Source organism: Bacillus sp. OTU2372 (genome assembly GCF_038440275.1).
GTDB lineage: Bacteria > Bacillota > Bacilli > Bacillales > Cytobacillaceae > Neobacillus > Neobacillus bataviensis_B.
In genome coordinates this window covers 115,747-131,731 of the sequence record NZ_JASATK010000002.1, presented here as the reverse complement: position 1 = coordinate 131,731, position 15,985 = coordinate 115,747, and the positions used below count along the sequence as shown (strand labels likewise).

The 15,985-nt window shown below is 39.0% G+C and carries 15 protein-coding genes and 1 riboswitch; of the genes, 9 read left to right on the top strand and 6 right to left on the bottom strand.

Features of this window, described 5'->3' with window-relative positions:
- Positions 1 to 274 precede the first annotated feature (274 nt).
- Positions 275 to 2,365, bottom strand: a complete 2,091-nt coding sequence (locus AAHB15_RS05580) for a DNA topoisomerase III (RefSeq protein ID WP_335571425.1) — start codon at positions 2,363 to 2,365, stop codon at positions 275 to 277.
- Positions 2,366 to 2,801: 436 nt separating this feature from the next.
- On the opposite strand from AAHB15_RS05580, the gene hutH reads away from it, so the two are divergent.
- Positions 2,802 to 4,319 (top strand): histidine ammonia-lyase, encoded by a 1,518-nt coding sequence (gene hutH, locus AAHB15_RS05575; protein ID WP_335571426.1) that lies wholly within the window; start codon positions 2,802 to 2,804, stop codon positions 4,317 to 4,319.
- Positions 4,320 to 4,331: 12 nt separating this feature from the next.
- Here the strand turns inward: hutH and AAHB15_RS05570 are convergent, their stop codons facing one another.
- Positions 4,332 to 4,544 carry a hypothetical protein gene (locus AAHB15_RS05570; RefSeq protein WP_420489660.1) on the bottom strand — a complete coding sequence of 71 codons (213 nt, stop codon included), beginning with the start codon at positions 4,542 to 4,544 and terminating at the stop codon, positions 4,332 to 4,334.
- 127 nt (positions 4,545 to 4,671) lie between these two features.
- Here AAHB15_RS05570 and AAHB15_RS05565 point away from each other — a divergent pair, with 127 nt between their 5' ends.
- Both AAHB15_RS05565 and AAHB15_RS05560 read left to right on the top strand, forming a co-directional pair.
- The gene (locus tag AAHB15_RS05565) at positions 4,672 to 5,046 is read left to right on the top strand and encodes a DnaJ family domain-containing protein (protein ID WP_144567267.1); all 375 of its coding nucleotides are present in this window, start codon (positions 4,672 to 4,674) and stop codon (positions 5,044 to 5,046) included.
- 457 nt (positions 5,047 to 5,503) lie between these two features.
- Positions 5,504 to 5,595, top strand: a riboswitch (cyclic di-GMP riboswitch).
- 29 nt (positions 5,596 to 5,624) lie between these two features.
- Positions 5,625 to 5,768, top strand: coding sequence for an anti-repressor SinI family protein (locus AAHB15_RS05560; RefSeq protein WP_144567268.1), 144 nt, complete (start codon positions 5,625 to 5,627; stop codon positions 5,766 to 5,768).
- A 44-nt stretch (positions 5,769 to 5,812) separates the two neighbouring features.
- On the opposite strand, the gene AAHB15_RS05555 is transcribed toward AAHB15_RS05560, so the two are convergent.
- Entirely contained in the window at positions 5,813 to 6,142 is a 330-nt protein-coding gene (locus AAHB15_RS05555) for a helix-turn-helix domain-containing protein (RefSeq protein WP_098532827.1), read from the bottom strand.
- A 308-nt stretch (positions 6,143 to 6,450) separates the two neighbouring features.
- Between AAHB15_RS05555 and map the strand changes: the two genes are divergently transcribed.
- The gene (gene map, locus AAHB15_RS05550; RefSeq protein ID WP_335572646.1) at positions 6,451 to 7,200 is read left to right on the top strand and encodes a type I methionyl aminopeptidase; all 750 of its coding nucleotides are present in this window, start codon (positions 6,451 to 6,453) and stop codon (positions 7,198 to 7,200) included.
- Positions 7,201 to 7,376: 176 nt separating this feature from the next.
- On the opposite strand, the gene AAHB15_RS05545 is transcribed toward map, so the two are convergent.
- On the bottom strand, positions 7,377 to 7,601 hold the full coding sequence (locus tag AAHB15_RS05545; RefSeq protein WP_335572647.1) for a DUF1128 domain-containing protein: 225 nt from the start codon (positions 7,599 to 7,601) through the stop codon (positions 7,377 to 7,379).
- Between the two features lie 218 nt (positions 7,602 to 7,819).
- Here AAHB15_RS05545 and AAHB15_RS05540 point away from each other — a divergent pair, with 218 nt between their 5' ends.
- Entirely contained in the window at positions 7,820 to 8,185 is a 366-nt protein-coding gene (locus tag AAHB15_RS05540) for a YtxH domain-containing protein (protein ID WP_342041946.1), read from the top strand.
- A 25-nt stretch (positions 8,186 to 8,210) separates the two neighbouring features.
- Positions 8,211 to 9,047 carry a YihY/virulence factor BrkB family protein gene (locus AAHB15_RS05535; RefSeq protein ID WP_335572648.1) on the top strand — a complete coding sequence of 279 codons (837 nt, stop codon included), beginning with the start codon at positions 8,211 to 8,213 and terminating at the stop codon, positions 9,045 to 9,047.
- A gap of 231 nt (positions 9,048 to 9,278) precedes the next feature.
- Here AAHB15_RS05535 and AAHB15_RS05530 read toward each other — a convergent pair whose 3' ends face one another.
- Both AAHB15_RS05530 and AAHB15_RS05525 read right to left on the bottom strand, forming a co-directional pair.
- Complete coding sequence (locus AAHB15_RS05530; RefSeq protein WP_335572649.1) at positions 9,279 to 11,195, bottom strand: heavy metal translocating P-type ATPase; 1,917 nt, start codon at positions 11,193 to 11,195, stop codon at positions 9,279 to 9,281.
- Between the two features lie 302 nt (positions 11,196 to 11,497).
- A complete protein-coding gene (locus tag AAHB15_RS05525; protein WP_342041945.1) occupies positions 11,498 to 12,676 on the bottom strand; it encodes an MFS transporter in 1,179 nt (392 codons plus the stop codon).
- 173 nt (positions 12,677 to 12,849) lie between these two features.
- Here AAHB15_RS05525 and cax point away from each other — a divergent pair, with 173 nt between their 5' ends.
- The 3 genes from cax (at position 12,850) to AAHB15_RS05510 (ending at position 15,909) form a co-directional block, all read left to right on the top strand.
- Complete coding sequence (gene cax, locus AAHB15_RS05520) at positions 12,850 to 13,908, top strand: calcium/proton exchanger (RefSeq protein ID WP_144567292.1); 1,059 nt, start codon at positions 12,850 to 12,852, stop codon at positions 13,906 to 13,908.
- 468 nt (positions 13,909 to 14,376) lie between these two features.
- Positions 14,377 to 14,997 carry a YczE/YyaS/YitT family protein gene (locus AAHB15_RS05515; protein ID WP_335572651.1) on the top strand — a complete coding sequence of 207 codons (621 nt, stop codon included), beginning with the start codon at positions 14,377 to 14,379 and terminating at the stop codon, positions 14,995 to 14,997.
- 102 nt (positions 14,998 to 15,099) lie between these two features.
- Positions 15,100 to 15,909: a YfkD famly protein gene (locus tag AAHB15_RS05510; RefSeq protein WP_144567294.1), complete on the top strand. Its 810-nt coding sequence runs from the start codon at positions 15,100 to 15,102 to the stop codon at positions 15,907 to 15,909.
- The last annotated feature ends 76 nt before the right edge of the window (positions 15,910 to 15,985 follow it).

Sequence of the window (15,985 nt, the reverse complement as noted above, 5' to 3'; positions counted from 1 at the left end):
TTGTAGCGTGTTTAAAAGGAAAAATAAACCATAAACCATAGTGATTAAGGCGTTTACACTGTGATTCTGCTTCTTTGTTTTTCAAACACATAAAACATCAACCAATATAATCCCGAACTTGCAAGGGCCAGCAGACAAAGAATATAGAAAGTCCAGTCATAACCTACCCAAACAGTCATTGGAATGGCAAGGGGGGCAATTGTCAAGCTGAAAGTGAATCCTAGCCCGCTCGAAGTGGTTTCAAGAAAAAAAGGCGGGATTCCCGCCTTTTCGATCAATCATTATTTTGCAGTGCCTGTTTGAGTAAATCGCCAAGACTAGTACCGAAATCTTCCTTTTGCGAATATTTTTGGACCAGTTTCTTTTCTTCACGTTTATTTACCGCTTTTTTCTTTTCTTCTGCTTTTTCGACGACATTACAGCGCCGGCATTGGAAGTACACACCTGCTTTACCCTCATGGAGTTCCATCTTCTTATGGCACTGCGGGCAGCGGCGGTTGGACAGCTTGGGATCCTTCCGTTTTCGGAACGAACATGTTGGGCTGGAACAAACAAGGATTTTTCCATCTTTGGTGTTTCGTTCCTTTAAGAATTCATTACACTCTGGACATCTCGAGCCAGTTAGATTATGTGCTCGGTAGGATTTATCGCTTGCCTTTATTTCTGAGACTAGCTGTTCTGTCTGTCGGCGGATTTTTTGTAAAAATGCCTTTGGATCGGCTTTCCCTTTCGAAATTCGTTCCAACTCCTGCTCCCATTTCGCCGTTAATTCCGCAGACTTTAATTCATCATTGACGAGGTCGATTAACTGTTTACCTTTTTTCGTCGGTGTAAAACGGCCATTCTGTCGTTCGACGACCTCTGTTTCAACCAATCTTTCAATAATTTCAGCTCTCGTCGCTGGTGTTCCTAGTCCAAATTTCTCCATTTGGGCCAGTACATCGGCTTCAGAGTATCTTAATGGTGGTTCTGTCCACTTCTGATTAAGGGTACTGTTTTTAACCATATAGTCTTTCCCTTGTACCATTCTCTGAACGCCAGTTGTGGATGCCTCAGTTTCGTCTTTTCCTAAGACTTTCTTAAATCCTAAATCCAGGACATTAGTTTCCTTGGCTGTAAAGGTTTCGCCCTCAACTTTGAAGACGGCATGAATGGTTTCATATTCATACGCTGGTAAAAATAAAGCAAGGAAGCGGCGGGCAATCAGGTCATACAGTTTTCGTTCATCGTTATCGAGTTCACCTAAATTTAGCCGCTGCTCTGTCGGTATAATAGCATGGTGGTCTGTTACCTTTTCATTATTGAATACTCGTTTCGCAAGCACCTTCCCATTGTTAGCAAGCAATGGACGAACTTCCTCTTTATAACCGGATAGCATCCCTTGCAAGCGGTCTGTCATCGTTCCGATCATGTCGGTAGTCAGGTACCTTGAATCCGTTCTTGGATAGGTTACCAATTTGTATTGCTCATAAAGGCGCTGCAGGACCGTTAATGTCTTTTTCGCAGAAAAGCCAAAGCGTTTGTTGGCATCTCGCTGCAGTTCTGTTAAATCATACGGAAGCGGCTGCTGTTCCGACTTTTTCTTTCGCTCGATTTTCTCTAATTGTGCTTTTTTGCCCTCAATCTTGGCAACTATAGCTTCAGCTTTAGGCTTATCAAAGATGCGCTTTTCATTGTCCCGCTCCCAGTCCGTTGCGAGTGCTCCAATTTCAGCACGAATAGTCCAATATTCTTTTGCAACAAATTTTTGAATCTGCTGTTCGCGGTCTAGGACCATCGCCAGTGTTGGCGTTTGGACGCGTCCTGCTGAAAGGGGGTCTTTGTATTTAGTAGTCAGCGCCCGAGTTACATTTAGGCCTATCAGCCAATCTGCCTCTGCCCGGCAAACAGCTGAATGGTAGAGGTCTTCAAATTGTTTTCCAGGCCGTAATTGTTTAAAGCCTTCTTTAATGGCTTTGTCTGTTTGCGATGAAATCCACAGTCTTTTCAATGGTTTGTTCCAATGGAGTTTTTCTAGAATCCAGCGGGCGACAAGTTCTCCTTCGCGGCCGGCATCAGTGGCAATGATGCATTCATTAATATCTTTCCGCTTAGCTAGAGCTTCGATTGCCCGGAATTGGTGGTTGGTCTGTTTCATTACCTTTAGTCCCATTTTTGGCGGGATAATCGGCAAGTCCTCTAGGTTCCATTGTTTATATTTCGTGTCGTAATGCTCTGGCATTTTTAATTCGATTAGATGACCAAGTGCCCAAGTAACAATATATTGATTGCCTTCCATATAGCTTTTATGTTTTTGATTACAGCCAAGGACACGGGCAATTTCACGCGCGACACTAGGCTTTTCTGCAAGTACAAGTGATTTCATATTTTCTCCTTTCAGGTAAAACACAAATTTACCTTTTTATAGTATAGCGGAAAATGGAGGGATTTTGTAATTTGGAGAAGTGTATAAGTATAGCGGCAATATTATACATATATTGTTGAATAATTAGTTTAATTTGTCGAATACCACTTAGAATTGTAGAAAAAACCTATCATCACGGAGAGCCCCGATACGAAATTCCTAATTATGAAAGATGTCCCTGAATTAGTCGAAAAACCACTTTCCGACTCCATTGACATTGAGGGCTCCCCGCACATACAATAAAATTATCAGAATAGTTAAGAATGGAATGATGAGTTATGCGGCATTCTCTAAAAAATAAATTTGAATCAATAAAAGAGGCTGGCTTCCTAATCTAAACGGTTAAGGAATCCAGCCTCTTTCTTTATTCTTCTAAATTGGTAGAGGAGAGAGACAAATGATTACGTTAACAGGTAACGATTTATCCTTAGAGCAAATAAAAGAGGTGTTATACGCTAATAAAAAGGTCACCGCTTCAACGAGAAGTATGGAGGCTGTCCAAAAAAGCAGGGAGGCAGTTGAAAAAATTGTTTCAGAATCTCGAGTCGTCTACGGAATCACAACAGGGTTTGGAAAATTTAGCGACGTCTTAATTGATAAAGCCTATGTTCAGGATCTTCAGCTAAATTTAATCCGCTCCCATGCGTGCGGATTAGGAGAACCCTTTCCAGAAGTAGTCTCTAAAGCGATGGTTCTACTTCGAGCCAATGCATTGTTAAAAGGGTATTCGGGGATTAGACCCATTATTATTGAAAAATTATTATCATTAGTTAATTTAAACATTATTCCTGTCATTCCTCAGCAAGGGTCGCTCGGAGCAAGCGGGGATCTCGCTCCACTTTCTCACCTTGCCCTGGTATTAATTGGCGAAGGGGAGGTATTTTACAAAGGAAAACGGATGGATTCTCTTGCAGCCCTTCAGCAGGAAGGGGTTTTACCTGTGACATTAGAAGCTAAAGAAGGTCTCGCCCTCATAAATGGTACACAAGCTATGACTGCAATGGGAGTGGTAGGATATCTAGAAGCAGAAAAGCTGGGCTTTGAAAGTGAATTAATAGCCGCTATGACGATGGAAGCTTTAAATGGAATCAAGGATGCCTTCGCAGAGGAGGTCCAGATCGCAAGAGGTTACAAACAACAAATTGAAACAGCCGCAAGAATCTGTCATTACTTAAGCGATAGTCTGTTAACAACAAAACAGGGGGAGTTAAGGGTTCAGGATGCTTATTCGTTACGATGTATCCCGCAGGTTCACGGTGCCTCCTGGCAGGTTCTGGATTATGTAAAAGAAAAATTAGAAATTGAGATGAACGCGGCAACAGATAACCCGCTAATCTTTAATGAAGGGGAAAAAGTAATCTCAGGTGGTAACTTCCATGGGCAGCCGATTGCCTTTGCAATGGACTTTATGAAACTTGCTGTTGCAGAACTGGCCAATATTTCGGAAAGAAGGATTGAACGATTAGTCAATCCGCAGCTAAACGATTTGCCCCCCTTCTTGAGTCCTAAGCCTGGTTTGCAATCTGGTGCCATGATAATGCAATATACAGCGGCGTCACTTGTTTCAGAAAACAAAACACTGGCACATCCTGCAAGTGTCGACTCAATCCCATCTTCTGCTAACCAAGAGGATCATGTCAGTATGGGGACGATTGCCGCTAGGCATGCGTATCAAATTATCCAAAATGTTAGAAGAGTCCTTGCGATTGAATTGATTTGTGCCATGCAGGCAGTTGAAATTCGCGGGACCAATAAAATGGCAAAATATACAAAAGCGTTATATGAAGAAGGGCGTAAACAAGTACCTTCCATTGAAAGAGATCGGGTATTTTCTAAGGATATCGAAAAGGCGGCTGATTGGTTAAGGATGTTTGAATTTCATCAATTTATAAAAGAAAATGCAAAAAAGGCGTGAAAATCACGCCTTTTACTTCATATGATTTGGGAGCCAGCGGCCAGTATCTACACGCTGTTCATCCTCATCCTCGATTCTATTTTTAAAAGCTTCCTGGGTTACAATTAATTCCTCATCCCCAATAGCTTCCTTTACATGCTTTTCTGTAAGGCTGTCCTTTGGGAAATTACCTGGATGATTCTTCTTTTTGTGTTCAAAATGTTCTCCACGTGCCAATGTTAACACTCCTTTCGTCTTCGCAAGTAGTTTCCCCAAACATTCCTAAAAATAAATTGGAATCATTTTTCCAATTTATCTGTGGTACATGAGTTGTTATAATTGGAGTAATGAGTGTGATAAGGAGGCAGTAAATATGGATTTTTTTCAGATACTTTCAGAAGACAGAATAAAAAAAGCTTATCAAGACGGTGAATTTGATGCATTACCTGGATTTGGAAAACCCATGCAGCTTGAGGATTTATCTGGAATTCCTGAGGAACTGCGCATGGCCTATAAAATAATGAAAAATGCCGGTTATACAGAAGAAGAAGGACGCTTACGTCAAGAAATGATGGGTATTGAAGACCTGCTCAAAAAATGCGATGAAAATGAAAGGGAAAACCTTCAAAGAAAATTAAATGAAAAACTGTTAAGATTTAATCAGTTAATGGCAAAACGAGGAGTTAAAACAAATTCATCCTTTTTTAAAAACTATGAGTTAAAGGTGCAGCGTAAAATAAATAAGTAAAATCTGGTTGATGAAGTGCGGTCTATTCATCACCAGCTTTTTTTTCGTGTTCAACAGGTTTGCACATTCTGTCCAATAAAAAGCCAGCAATAACAATAAAGGCGATAGGGATGGAAAAATTTAAAACATGAATCAACGTCAATACATAACACACCCTTCTGCAAATATTTTAACTATTTAGTTTACTTTGTTATTTATATTATATGCCTATTGTCACAGAACAGACAAATTTAACATTAATGGATAATTGGTGTATTTTTGTCAATAAATAGGTGATTTTTGTAGAAATATCGGGAAATTTGATTGAAAAAGTTGTAAGAAAATTAGTAAAAACTGACAAATTACAACACATTACAAGAATTGTAATCGATATAATGAACATATCACTAAATGAATAAGCAAAAAGACCTAGATATAAAACATTGGAAAAATGACGATGTATTACTTAAGTAGGGAAATCAGAAAAGGGCAAACCTGTTGAAAAGCAGGGACGCAAAGCCGAGGATCTAAGGCGTTTAATGAATTTGCTATGATGGCCGGGTTACCTGGAATACAGTGTATTTTGGGGAGTGAGTAAAATGGTAATTACTGAAAAAGACGTGGAAGTTGTGGATCAGGAATGGATGGAGCTTATTTTAGAGGCAAGAAAACTCGGGCTCTCAATTGAGGATGTGCGGAATTTTCTTACTCATGATGATTTAAAGTCATCAGGTACATATTGAAAAAAGCATTCTACAAAAATAATCGCTTTTGTAGAATGCTTTTTTTATTCATGATTATTTTGATTAATCCGCCACTTATTAAATTCGAGAAAATCCCGGAATTGCTCTTTCGAAACACCAGAATTCATGGCTTCTTTAACAAGGTTCATCCAATCATTATCTAAATCGTCCTTATCGATTTGTTCGTGAATCAGATGTTCAACAGGAAGATTTAAAACGCCCGCTATTTTTTCAAGAAATTGAATAGATGGATTCTTTTGCAGATTTCTTTCTAGTGAACTTAAATAAGATTTAGCAACTCCCGCTTGTTCAGCAAGTTCGGATAGTGACATCTTCTTTTCTAAGCGAAATTTTTTAACGCGGTCACCAATCATTGAGTCTCACACACCTACATTTTGATTTTTTCCGATTAATAATGTAATTACGTTTTAATCGGTCAGACTTCTTTACATATATTCTATCAAAAAGGATGTGAAAGTACCATATTAAGAACGGACTATTATTACAATATCATGAACAATGTGAATTTCTTCCTAGACCTATGACTTAAGGAAGGTATGTTTTGAAAAAAAGACTAGATAGCGTTAATATTAAAGTATGAAGGTATAATTTTCTTAAGCCACACTACAACGAACAATATCAATGAATGCACATAAATATAATCAAAAAGGCAGGGAAACAGATGATTGTATTAAAATCACAACGAGAAATTGAAGCAATGAAAAAGGCTGGAGAAATACTGGCAGCCTGTCATAAGGAAATTGCTAAATTAATAAAACCAGGAATAACCACATGGGAAATAGAAGAATTTGTCGACCAATTTTTAAAAAATAATGGAGCAACACCTGAACAAAAAGGGTATAAAGGCTATGAGTATGCAACATGTGCAAGTATAAATGATGAAATATGCCATGGGTTTCCTAGGAAGGAACCATTAAAAGATGGTGATATTGTCACTATTGATATGGTTGTTAATTACAATGGCGCTTTAGCGGATTCGGCCTGGTCTTACGGGGTTGGCCAGCTTTCGGAGGAAACGACCCATTTATTGAAGGTAACCAAGGAAGCCTTATACAGAGGGATTGAGCAGGCTGTTCCCGGCAATCGAATTGGAGATATTGGTCATGCAATCCAAACGTATGTAGAAAGTGAAGGACTATCTGTTGTTCGTGACTTTATTGGCCACGGCATCGGTGCAGTCATTCATGAGAAACCCGATGTTCCGCATTATGGACTTCCAGGCAAGGGGGCACGAATCAAAGAGGGGATGGTATTTACAATCGAGCCAATGGTAAACATCGGCCGCTACCAGACCAAGATGGATTTGAACGGTTGGACTGCTAGAACGATTGATGGCAAATATTCTGCTCAATATGAGCACACCCTTGCCATTACAAAGGACGGTCCAATCATTTTAACTGAACAGAGGTAAACAAAAGACCCGTTATTTTTAAAAACGAAATAACGGGTCTCTTAATTATGAGATAAAAAGTATAAAATTTTAACTTTGAGAATTGTCTAGCTCCAGCGCCTAGCCCCTCGATGGTCTGCAGCCAATCCGTCCAAAAGGTTAAAAAGCAACCTTTCGGCCGGCTCGTTGCGCTTTTCTTACTTTTTCCTTAGACTTCCAAGTTCTTCGACTAATGCCTGCATTTCATTTGGACTAAATGATTTCTTTTTCAAAACCATTTCATAAATTTCCTTTAATTCTTCATACATTTCCTCATCAAAATGAGAGGGTTTGATGGCTCCAAGGTTTAGGACCTTTAATTTTTCTTTTATTTGTTCAATCATGTATTCGACATTTTCAACAGACTTTTCTGATAAATTCATTTCGGTCACCCTTTTCTAATTTTTAATCCCATCTTTTCATGATAAAAAGTTTCTGTCAATACTCATCTCCATTGTAGTTTGTCCAAAGAAAAATCTTGAATGATAACGAACTGATTGGATTGAAAGGTTTGATATCGTAAAATAAATGGTAAGATATACAATGGTATCATTTTCAATTATAAGAGTGAATGATAATTATGATGCTCGAAGGAGAGGTTATGATGACGAAAAAAAATCAGTTCTGGAAAGGTATACTGCTAGGGGCAATTGCAGGCGGAGTACTTAGCTTATTAGATAAAGATACACGTGAAGCTATGAAGGAAAATGTAAAAAGGACTTCTGGTAAGGTAGGGTATATTGTTCGACATCCTGACGAAATATCAGAAAAAGTAAAGGGGACAGCTGCAAAACTTAAATCCACCTTTGAAACTGTTAGTGAAGATATCTCCTTTATTACAGATAAAGTTGAGGAGTTAAGGGAACTGACACCACAGGTGACGGAAATACTTAAGGAAACGAAGGATACTTTTATTGATAATAATGAAGATGAAATTTTAAATAATGTATTAAGAAAGGAAGAATAAATCACAAATAAGAAGGAGGATCTGTATGGATAAGAAAGTAAATGTACGCTCATCATTGCTAAGATTACTTTGGCATCGGATAGAGGAAGATGATCTTCCCGGCTTGAGTGCGCAATTGGCCTATTTTTTTCTTCTTTCCTTATTTCCACTCTTAATTGTATTATTTACACTCCTACCGTATTTCCCGATTCCACACGAGGATATGCTCGGTATGATTCGCGATTTTGCCCCTGCTGAAGCTATGAAGCTTATTGAAAAAAATGTTAAGGAAATTATGAGCCAACGTAATGGCGGCTTACTTTCATTTGGGATCATTGGGACGATTTGGTCGGCATCTAACGGAATTAACGCAATCGTAAGGGCTTTTAATAAGGCATATAACGTGAAGGAGAGCAGGTCCTTCATTGTTGCAAGAGGAATGGCCGTTCTATTAACATTTGGTATGATTTTCGTTTTTTTACTCGCCATTATCCTGCCTGTTTTTGGAAAGGAAATAGGTCTTTTTTTATTCTCGCAATTTGGCTATACTGAACAATTTATTAAGGTATGGAATACGTTAAGCTGGCTGGGAAGTGCCATTATTTTATTTCTTATTTTTACAGGGCTTTATTGGATTGCACCAAATGTAAAGCTTAAATGCAGAAGTGCTTTTCCAGGGGCCATTTTTGCCACCATAGGCTGGATTCTATCATCAATGGGTTTATCCTTCTATGTTGGAAATATTAGTAATTATTCCCTTACATACGGAGGAATTGGAGCGATCATTGTGTTAATGATCTGGTTATACCTATCCGCATTTATTATTATTCTTGGAGGCGAGGTAAATGCCTTCTACAGTGAAAAAAAACGGACAAACTGCTAACACTTACCTTAATGAAAATAACTTATCCGTCCAAACTATGATTAGGGCTTAGTCCCCGAACATTAAGGGAGGTTTTAAAAATGACAAAACATACGAAAAAAGATGGTAGTACAAAGCAAAAGGGTAAAGGCAGTAAGGGGAATAAAACTTCAGGTTCTGCTAACGGGTCTAACGGCTATCACTAAGCCATAACATAAAAGGACCAGGTGAGAAATTCACCAGGTCCTTTATTTATGATTTTAACAGCCTGAGGCTATTTAAAATAACAAGGATGGTACTACCTTCATGACCAATTACTCCGAATGGCAAATCTAGCAGTTGAAAGAAATTGGAGCATATTAGCAGCATAATGACAGCAATGGAGAAAACCACATTTTGTTTAATGATTTTGTTCATTCGCTGCGAAAGCCGAACCGCTTCAGCAATTTTAGGAAGATCATTTTTCATTAAGACAATATCAGCAGTTTCTAGGGCCACATCTGTTCCTCCACCCATCGCGATTCCTACATTAGCAATGGCTAATGCTGGGGCATCATTGATACCATCGCCAACCATCGCCACTGTTTTATATTTCTCCTTGAGTTGTTTTAACTGCTCTACCTTTTCTTCTGGAAGACATTCTGCGTAAAATTCATCCACATGGCTCTCGGCCGCAATGGCTCGGGCTGTTTTTTCACTATCACCCGTCAGCATAATCGTCTTTATGTTTTGTTTCTTTAAGTCCTCAATTGCATGCTTTGTTTCTTCACGAACCACATCTTTCATCGCAATCATTGCACTAAGCATGCCATCTATCTCAATAAAGACTAAAGTATTACCTAAGCCAGCTAATTCTATGGCCTTTCCTTCAGCAAACTCATCAACCTGATCATTTCCAACAAATGCAGCTTTACCGATTTTCCATTGTTCCCCGTTAATCGATGCTTTAACTCCCCAGCCAGGAATATCCTCTAAGCTTTCCGGCTGTAATAAATCCTTTCGCAGTGTCTGTTTTGCATAGTTAACAATCGCTTGTGCTAGTGGATGGTTGGATAGGTTTTCGATCGAAGCCGCTTTTAAAATAAGTTCTTCTTTATCGATGCCTTTATTCACTAAAACTTCTGTAACTTCGGGCTTTCCTTTTGTCAGGGTACCTGTTTTATCAAAGGCGATTGCTTCTAAATGACCTAAATTTTCTAAATGGACCCCGCCTTTTACTAAGATGCCGTGTTTCGCCCCATTTGAAATGGCTGAAAGGGTAGCAGGCATAATCGAGGCAACCAGTGCACAAGGTGATGCAACTACAAGTAAAATCATGGCCCGATAAAAAGATTCATGCCAGCTCCAGCCAAGTAGGAAGTAAGGTAAAAAGAACATACTTATGACGACAAGCAGGACCACTTTAACATAAGTTCCTTCAAAACGCTCAATAAATAGCTGTGAAGGAGATTTTTCACTTTGAGCCGATTGAACGAGCTGGATTATTTTTTGAAAAAGTGTATCTGTACTTTCCTTTGTTACTTGAACCGTAATCGAACCCGACAAATTGACGGTGCCGGCAAAAACTTCTGCTTGCTCACTCTTTGAAACAGGCATTGATTCTCCGGTAATTGCCGCTTCGTCGATATTGGTTAGCCCTTTGATAATAACCCCATCAGATGGTACTCGCTCGCCCGGTTTAATCAGGATATGGTCCCCGACCATTAGTTCAGAAACTGCCACCCGTTTTTCATAACCGTTAGTAATTCTTAAAGCCTCTTGTGGCTGCAGCTCCATTAAAGAGGAGATCTCTTTGTGGCTTTTATTCATGGTGTAGGTTTCCAACGCACCGCTGACGGCAAAGATAAAGATTAATATAGCCCCCTCTGTCCAATAACCGATGATGGCAGATCCGACTGCAGCAAAAATCATTAGCATTTCGACGTTTAGTTCTTTATTTTCATAGGTGGCCTCGATTCCTTCTTTTGCCTTGGCAAAGCCCCCAATCACAAAGGCTAATAAATAAGAAATAATGGATTCGACCTCATTACCATTTTTATCAAACAGCCAGCCTGCAGCGATTAAGCCCCCACTTACCGCCGCCGCTATTAATTCGAAATGTGGTTTAATTTTTTCAAGCAAACTGACTTCCTGAATGCTCTTTGATAGAACTTTTGCTTCAGAACTCATTGTTTCTCCCCCCTCATTATTTTTGATTCGGCCAGCTGCAGCGCCTAGGGGCTCTTAGGTCTAAGCCAATCCGTCAAGAAGGTTAAAGAACAACCTTCTCGCCGGCTCGTCTTATGCCTGTCGCCCCTGGTCAAGGCGCTTACGCTTTTGAGTCTAACTGAGAAAAATAATCATATTCATTACCCTTAAAAAACACGAAAGCTGTCATCAAGTGATGACAGCGCAAATCTCAACTTATATTCTTTTTAGTTATTTTACCATATATCGTATGTTTTAAGATATGTATTTGCTTACAATAATCTTTAGGAATTTTGCTGTTCCAGCCTTATCTGTATCTTTCTTGCAAAGGAAAATAAAATGAAGGAGACAGCTAGAAGCATGGTACTAATAATATAAAAGAAACTTACATTTTGAAAAAACTTAATAAATAACCCGCCAATTATCGGTCCACTAAGACTGCCAACGCTATAGGAAATACCGCATAATAAATTACCGGTCGGTAACAGATACCTTGGAACCAAATCCGTCATAAAGCTTATCCCAAGTGAGAAGGTTGATCCGACAACCATTCCTGAAAAAAGAAACGCGGTGAAAAGTCCAATAAAGGAGTGTTCCACAAAACTGGCCATCGTAAAACTTAAAAAACCGAGAATCAGTACGGTCATTAAGACATTTCTTCTCCCGTATTGATCACTTAACATTCCTAAAGGGAGCTGTGTAATAATGCTTCCAACAGCGAAAACAGATAGGAAAACAGAGACACTCGATACATTAATGTTGGTCCGAAGAGCGTAAACGGGAAAACTTCCATTTAGGCAAGACTCTAAGAACCCGTATGTAAAGGGAAGTAAGAATGCAACCCATCCAAATTTAAAAGCTTGTTTAAATTGTTTAATCGTTGCTAAAAAAGAATTGATGTTGACATTTTGTTCGGGAAATTCATTGTTCAACGTAAACACAAAACCCCATCCAATTAAACATAAAATCGAAGAAACGATAAATGGTAAGGATTGATTAATATTAACCAGCGGGGTCATTAGGGGGCCTGTGGCAAAACCAATTCCAAAAAATAATCCATATAAGGAAATATTGCGGCCGCGCTTCTCAACTGGAGATGATGAAGTTATCCACGTTTGTGTTGCAAAGTGGAGGGAGTGGTCACCAATCCCGATCAGCAGCCGTAACACAAACCAAAACCAATATGTCTTCCAAAGTGGAAATAAGGCAAGTGATATAACAACTAGGCCTCCGCCCCAAATAATTACAGGTTTGTACCCATACTTTCTTAACGGCATTTCCATAAACGGGGATACCAAAAGTATTCCAATATATAAGGCAGTTGCATTAAAACCATTTAACGAAGATGATACACCGCTTTTTTCAAAAATAACAGCAATGAGAGGGAGGAGCATGCCTTGATAGAATCCAGAAATTGCCACAATACTGACAAGGATCCAGAAACGTACATTTATTTTTTTCATAAACCATCCTCACGTTAATTTAAAGTAAGTTTAATAGTCCCTCCATGATGGTATCTAGAAAATAAGCCATTTGCAAGGAAATTGCGACCTAGACATTTTATTCATTTTTAGGTAAATTAAGGTACAAGTAAAAATTATAGAAGAAAAAGCACGAGCAAACTGGAGGGAACACGTTGACGAATAAAGTTTTTATGCTAATGACATTCATTGGGGTGCCGGTGTCTGTAATTGGTACAATGATGCATTGGTCGAACATAATCTTATTTATCCTGTATTGTTTAACAATCATTTCCTTATCAAGCTTTATGGGCAGGGCAACGGAGAGCCTTGCCATTGTGGCCGGTCCTCGGATTGGCGGACTATTAAATGCAACCTTCGGAAATGCAGTTGAGCTGATTATTTCCATCTTTGCCTTAAAGGCTGGACTGGTTGAAGTGGTTCTAGCCTCGTTAACCGGGTCGGTTTTAGGGAACTTACTCCTTGTTGCGGGACTTTCATTCTTCGTTGGCGGATTAAAATTTAAGCGCCAGGAATTCAATGTATATGATGCCAGACATAACTCCGGATTGCTAATGTTCGCGGTCATGATTGCATTTGTAATTCCGGAAGTGTTTTCTATCAACATGAATGAGTCCAGTACGTTAACATTAAGCATAGGGACATCTGTGATTTTAATTCTCCTTTATTTATCTGCCCTATTCTTTAAGCTGGTTACCCATCGCGGAGTATATCAATCAGCAGCCCCTAAAGATGCCCACGAGGAAGAGATTCCAGAATGGAGCAAAGGGAAAGCAATCGCTGTTCTCCTTATCGCGACCATTGCTGTCGCATATATATCTGAGCATCTTGTTCATACCTTTGAATATGTTGGGGAGAGATTTGGCTGGTCAGATTTATTTATTGGGGTAATCATTGTCGCTATAGTCGGGAACGCCGCAGAACACGCTTCAGCCGTGTTAATGGCCTATAAAAATAAAATGGATATCTCTGTTGAAATCGCGATTGGCTCTACTCTACAAGTTGCGATGTTTGTTTTGCCTGTGTTAGTACTAATTTCACTCCTGTTTGAAACTTCGATGCCTCTTATTTTTAGCTGGCAGGAATTAATCGCCATGGTTTCATCTGTCTTATTGATGGTAGTGATTTCAAACGATGGAGAATCCAACTGGTTTGAAGGATTAACGTTACTAGCTGCCTATGTCATTATGGGGATTGGATTTTTCTTACTATAAAAATAGAAAAGACTCTATGCCAAATGGTATAGAGTCTCCTTTTTTCAGCCGAAGGAGAAGTATATACTTTCCTAACAGGCATAATTGCAACTACGCCTCTGTCTTCGCCCTTTTGGGCTCGCCAATCGTCCGAGGTTTCTAATTAACTTTTTCAATGTACGGTAAAGCTGTTTCTATATGCTATAATGATACAGCACTATTTTTAGGGTTCTAAATCAATCGTTTTCATTTCGTGGGGCCATCAATCACCAACCTTCATGTTTAGTGGAAATCATTAGAAAAACACGAGTGTTGAATTTCATATAAGACGGGAATCCCAACCTCCTTAGTCAAAATAAATTGTAAGCCGATTGATTACTGCCCTCCTTTTTAAAAGGTTAAGTTTATTATAAATCCTAGTTAAAGTTTTGTAAATAATCAGATTATTACAATTATGTTACTTCTGAACCAGAACATAAGGAGCGAGAAATGAAATTTACTATAAGGTTATTATTTTTTATAATCGGGTTAGCAATCATGACCTTTGGGGTATGTATGACAATCAAGGTTGCTGATATTGGAGTGGGCGCATGGGATGCTTTAAATGTGGCCCTGACAGAAAGAGTGGGGCTATCTGTAGGAAAATGGGTTATGATAGATGGCGCCATTTTAGTCCTTGTTAATGCCCTATTAGTCAAAAGAAGGCCGGACATTCTATCACTTCTGACGATTATTGTCATTGGTTTGTTAGTGGATTTTTGGCTTGACACTGTATTTAATTTATTTGATGTAGAGCAGTTACTTGCTAAACTGGCAATGTTATTGGTAGGAATTTTAATTATCGGATTTGGGGCCTCCATCTATTTACAGGCTAAGTTTCCTCAAAGCCCGATTGACAATTTTATGTTAGCGATTAAAGAACGGTTCCGTGTGAATTTAATGCTAGCGAAAACAATCGGTGAAATTACCGCTTTAATCCCGGCTTTTTTCCTAAATGGACCTATTTCGTATGGAACGATTATCATCACGTTTACAGTAGGACCGGCAATCCAATTGTTTTTTCCCTCTTTTGAAAAATTTATGCAACGATTGCAAACGAAATTTTCATAGGTTAGGTAAAAAAAGTCTTAGAGGGAAATGGATAATATGAGGGAACTCCGAAAAAACTAGTAGCAGACTGATTAATGTTCTTAGTGAAAGGAGTTCCAACCCGTGAAGAAAAATGTTTCTTTACTTATGACATTTCTATTAATGTTATCCTTTATCCCGTCAGCTTTGGCTCAAAAAGCCCCGGTAAAACAAAACGCAGTAAAATATCAAGTTCCACCGTCTGTTCGTAATATTTCAAAAGAAAATACGTATCCGAATTCAACCCAGGATTTACCGTTACTGCAGCCAAGTGATTTGACCAAAAAGCTCATTAATTCATCAAGAGTTAAAATTCAAAATCCTGATCTCATTCGGATGCTCAATGAGTCAAGCATTAACAGCACTCCGTTTGCTCTCGGATACCGAGCCATTATCTATCTTGGACAGTGGCCATTAAACTACGAATCATCTGAAACCTCCCCTAACTGGGAGTATCAAAAAATTAACACCAATTATTTCGATAATCGCGGCGGCAAGACGCCGTTTCAAATCAAATATGTGCAGGAATCACAGAAGGTAATTCGAGGCGGTCTGACATCCAAAATCCCAAATGCCGAGGAAGTAAAAAAGATGATGCTGTTAAAGGCTATGGAAAAGACTAATCTTCCTCTTGCTTTTGAAACGATAATTGGTACAGGGACAAAGAACGACCATATCTACAACATTCCTCCAAATCGCTTAGGCTACTTATATGCCTATGCCCCAGGGGTGAATGAAAAAGGAAAGGTAACCTACGGGGAAGTCTATTTGATGCTTAAAGGAAGTAAGAAGTTTATTGTTATCAAGAACGTTACTTCTCAAGGCATTGGTGCATGGATCCCTGTTCAGGATTATGTATCCTTTGGTTTTGCGGCTTCGGAACGGCCAAGATAACGAAAATTTTCAGGACTCCTCAAAACTGAGGGGTTCTTTTTTCAATAATAATGGGCAAAATAGGATTAACCCATTG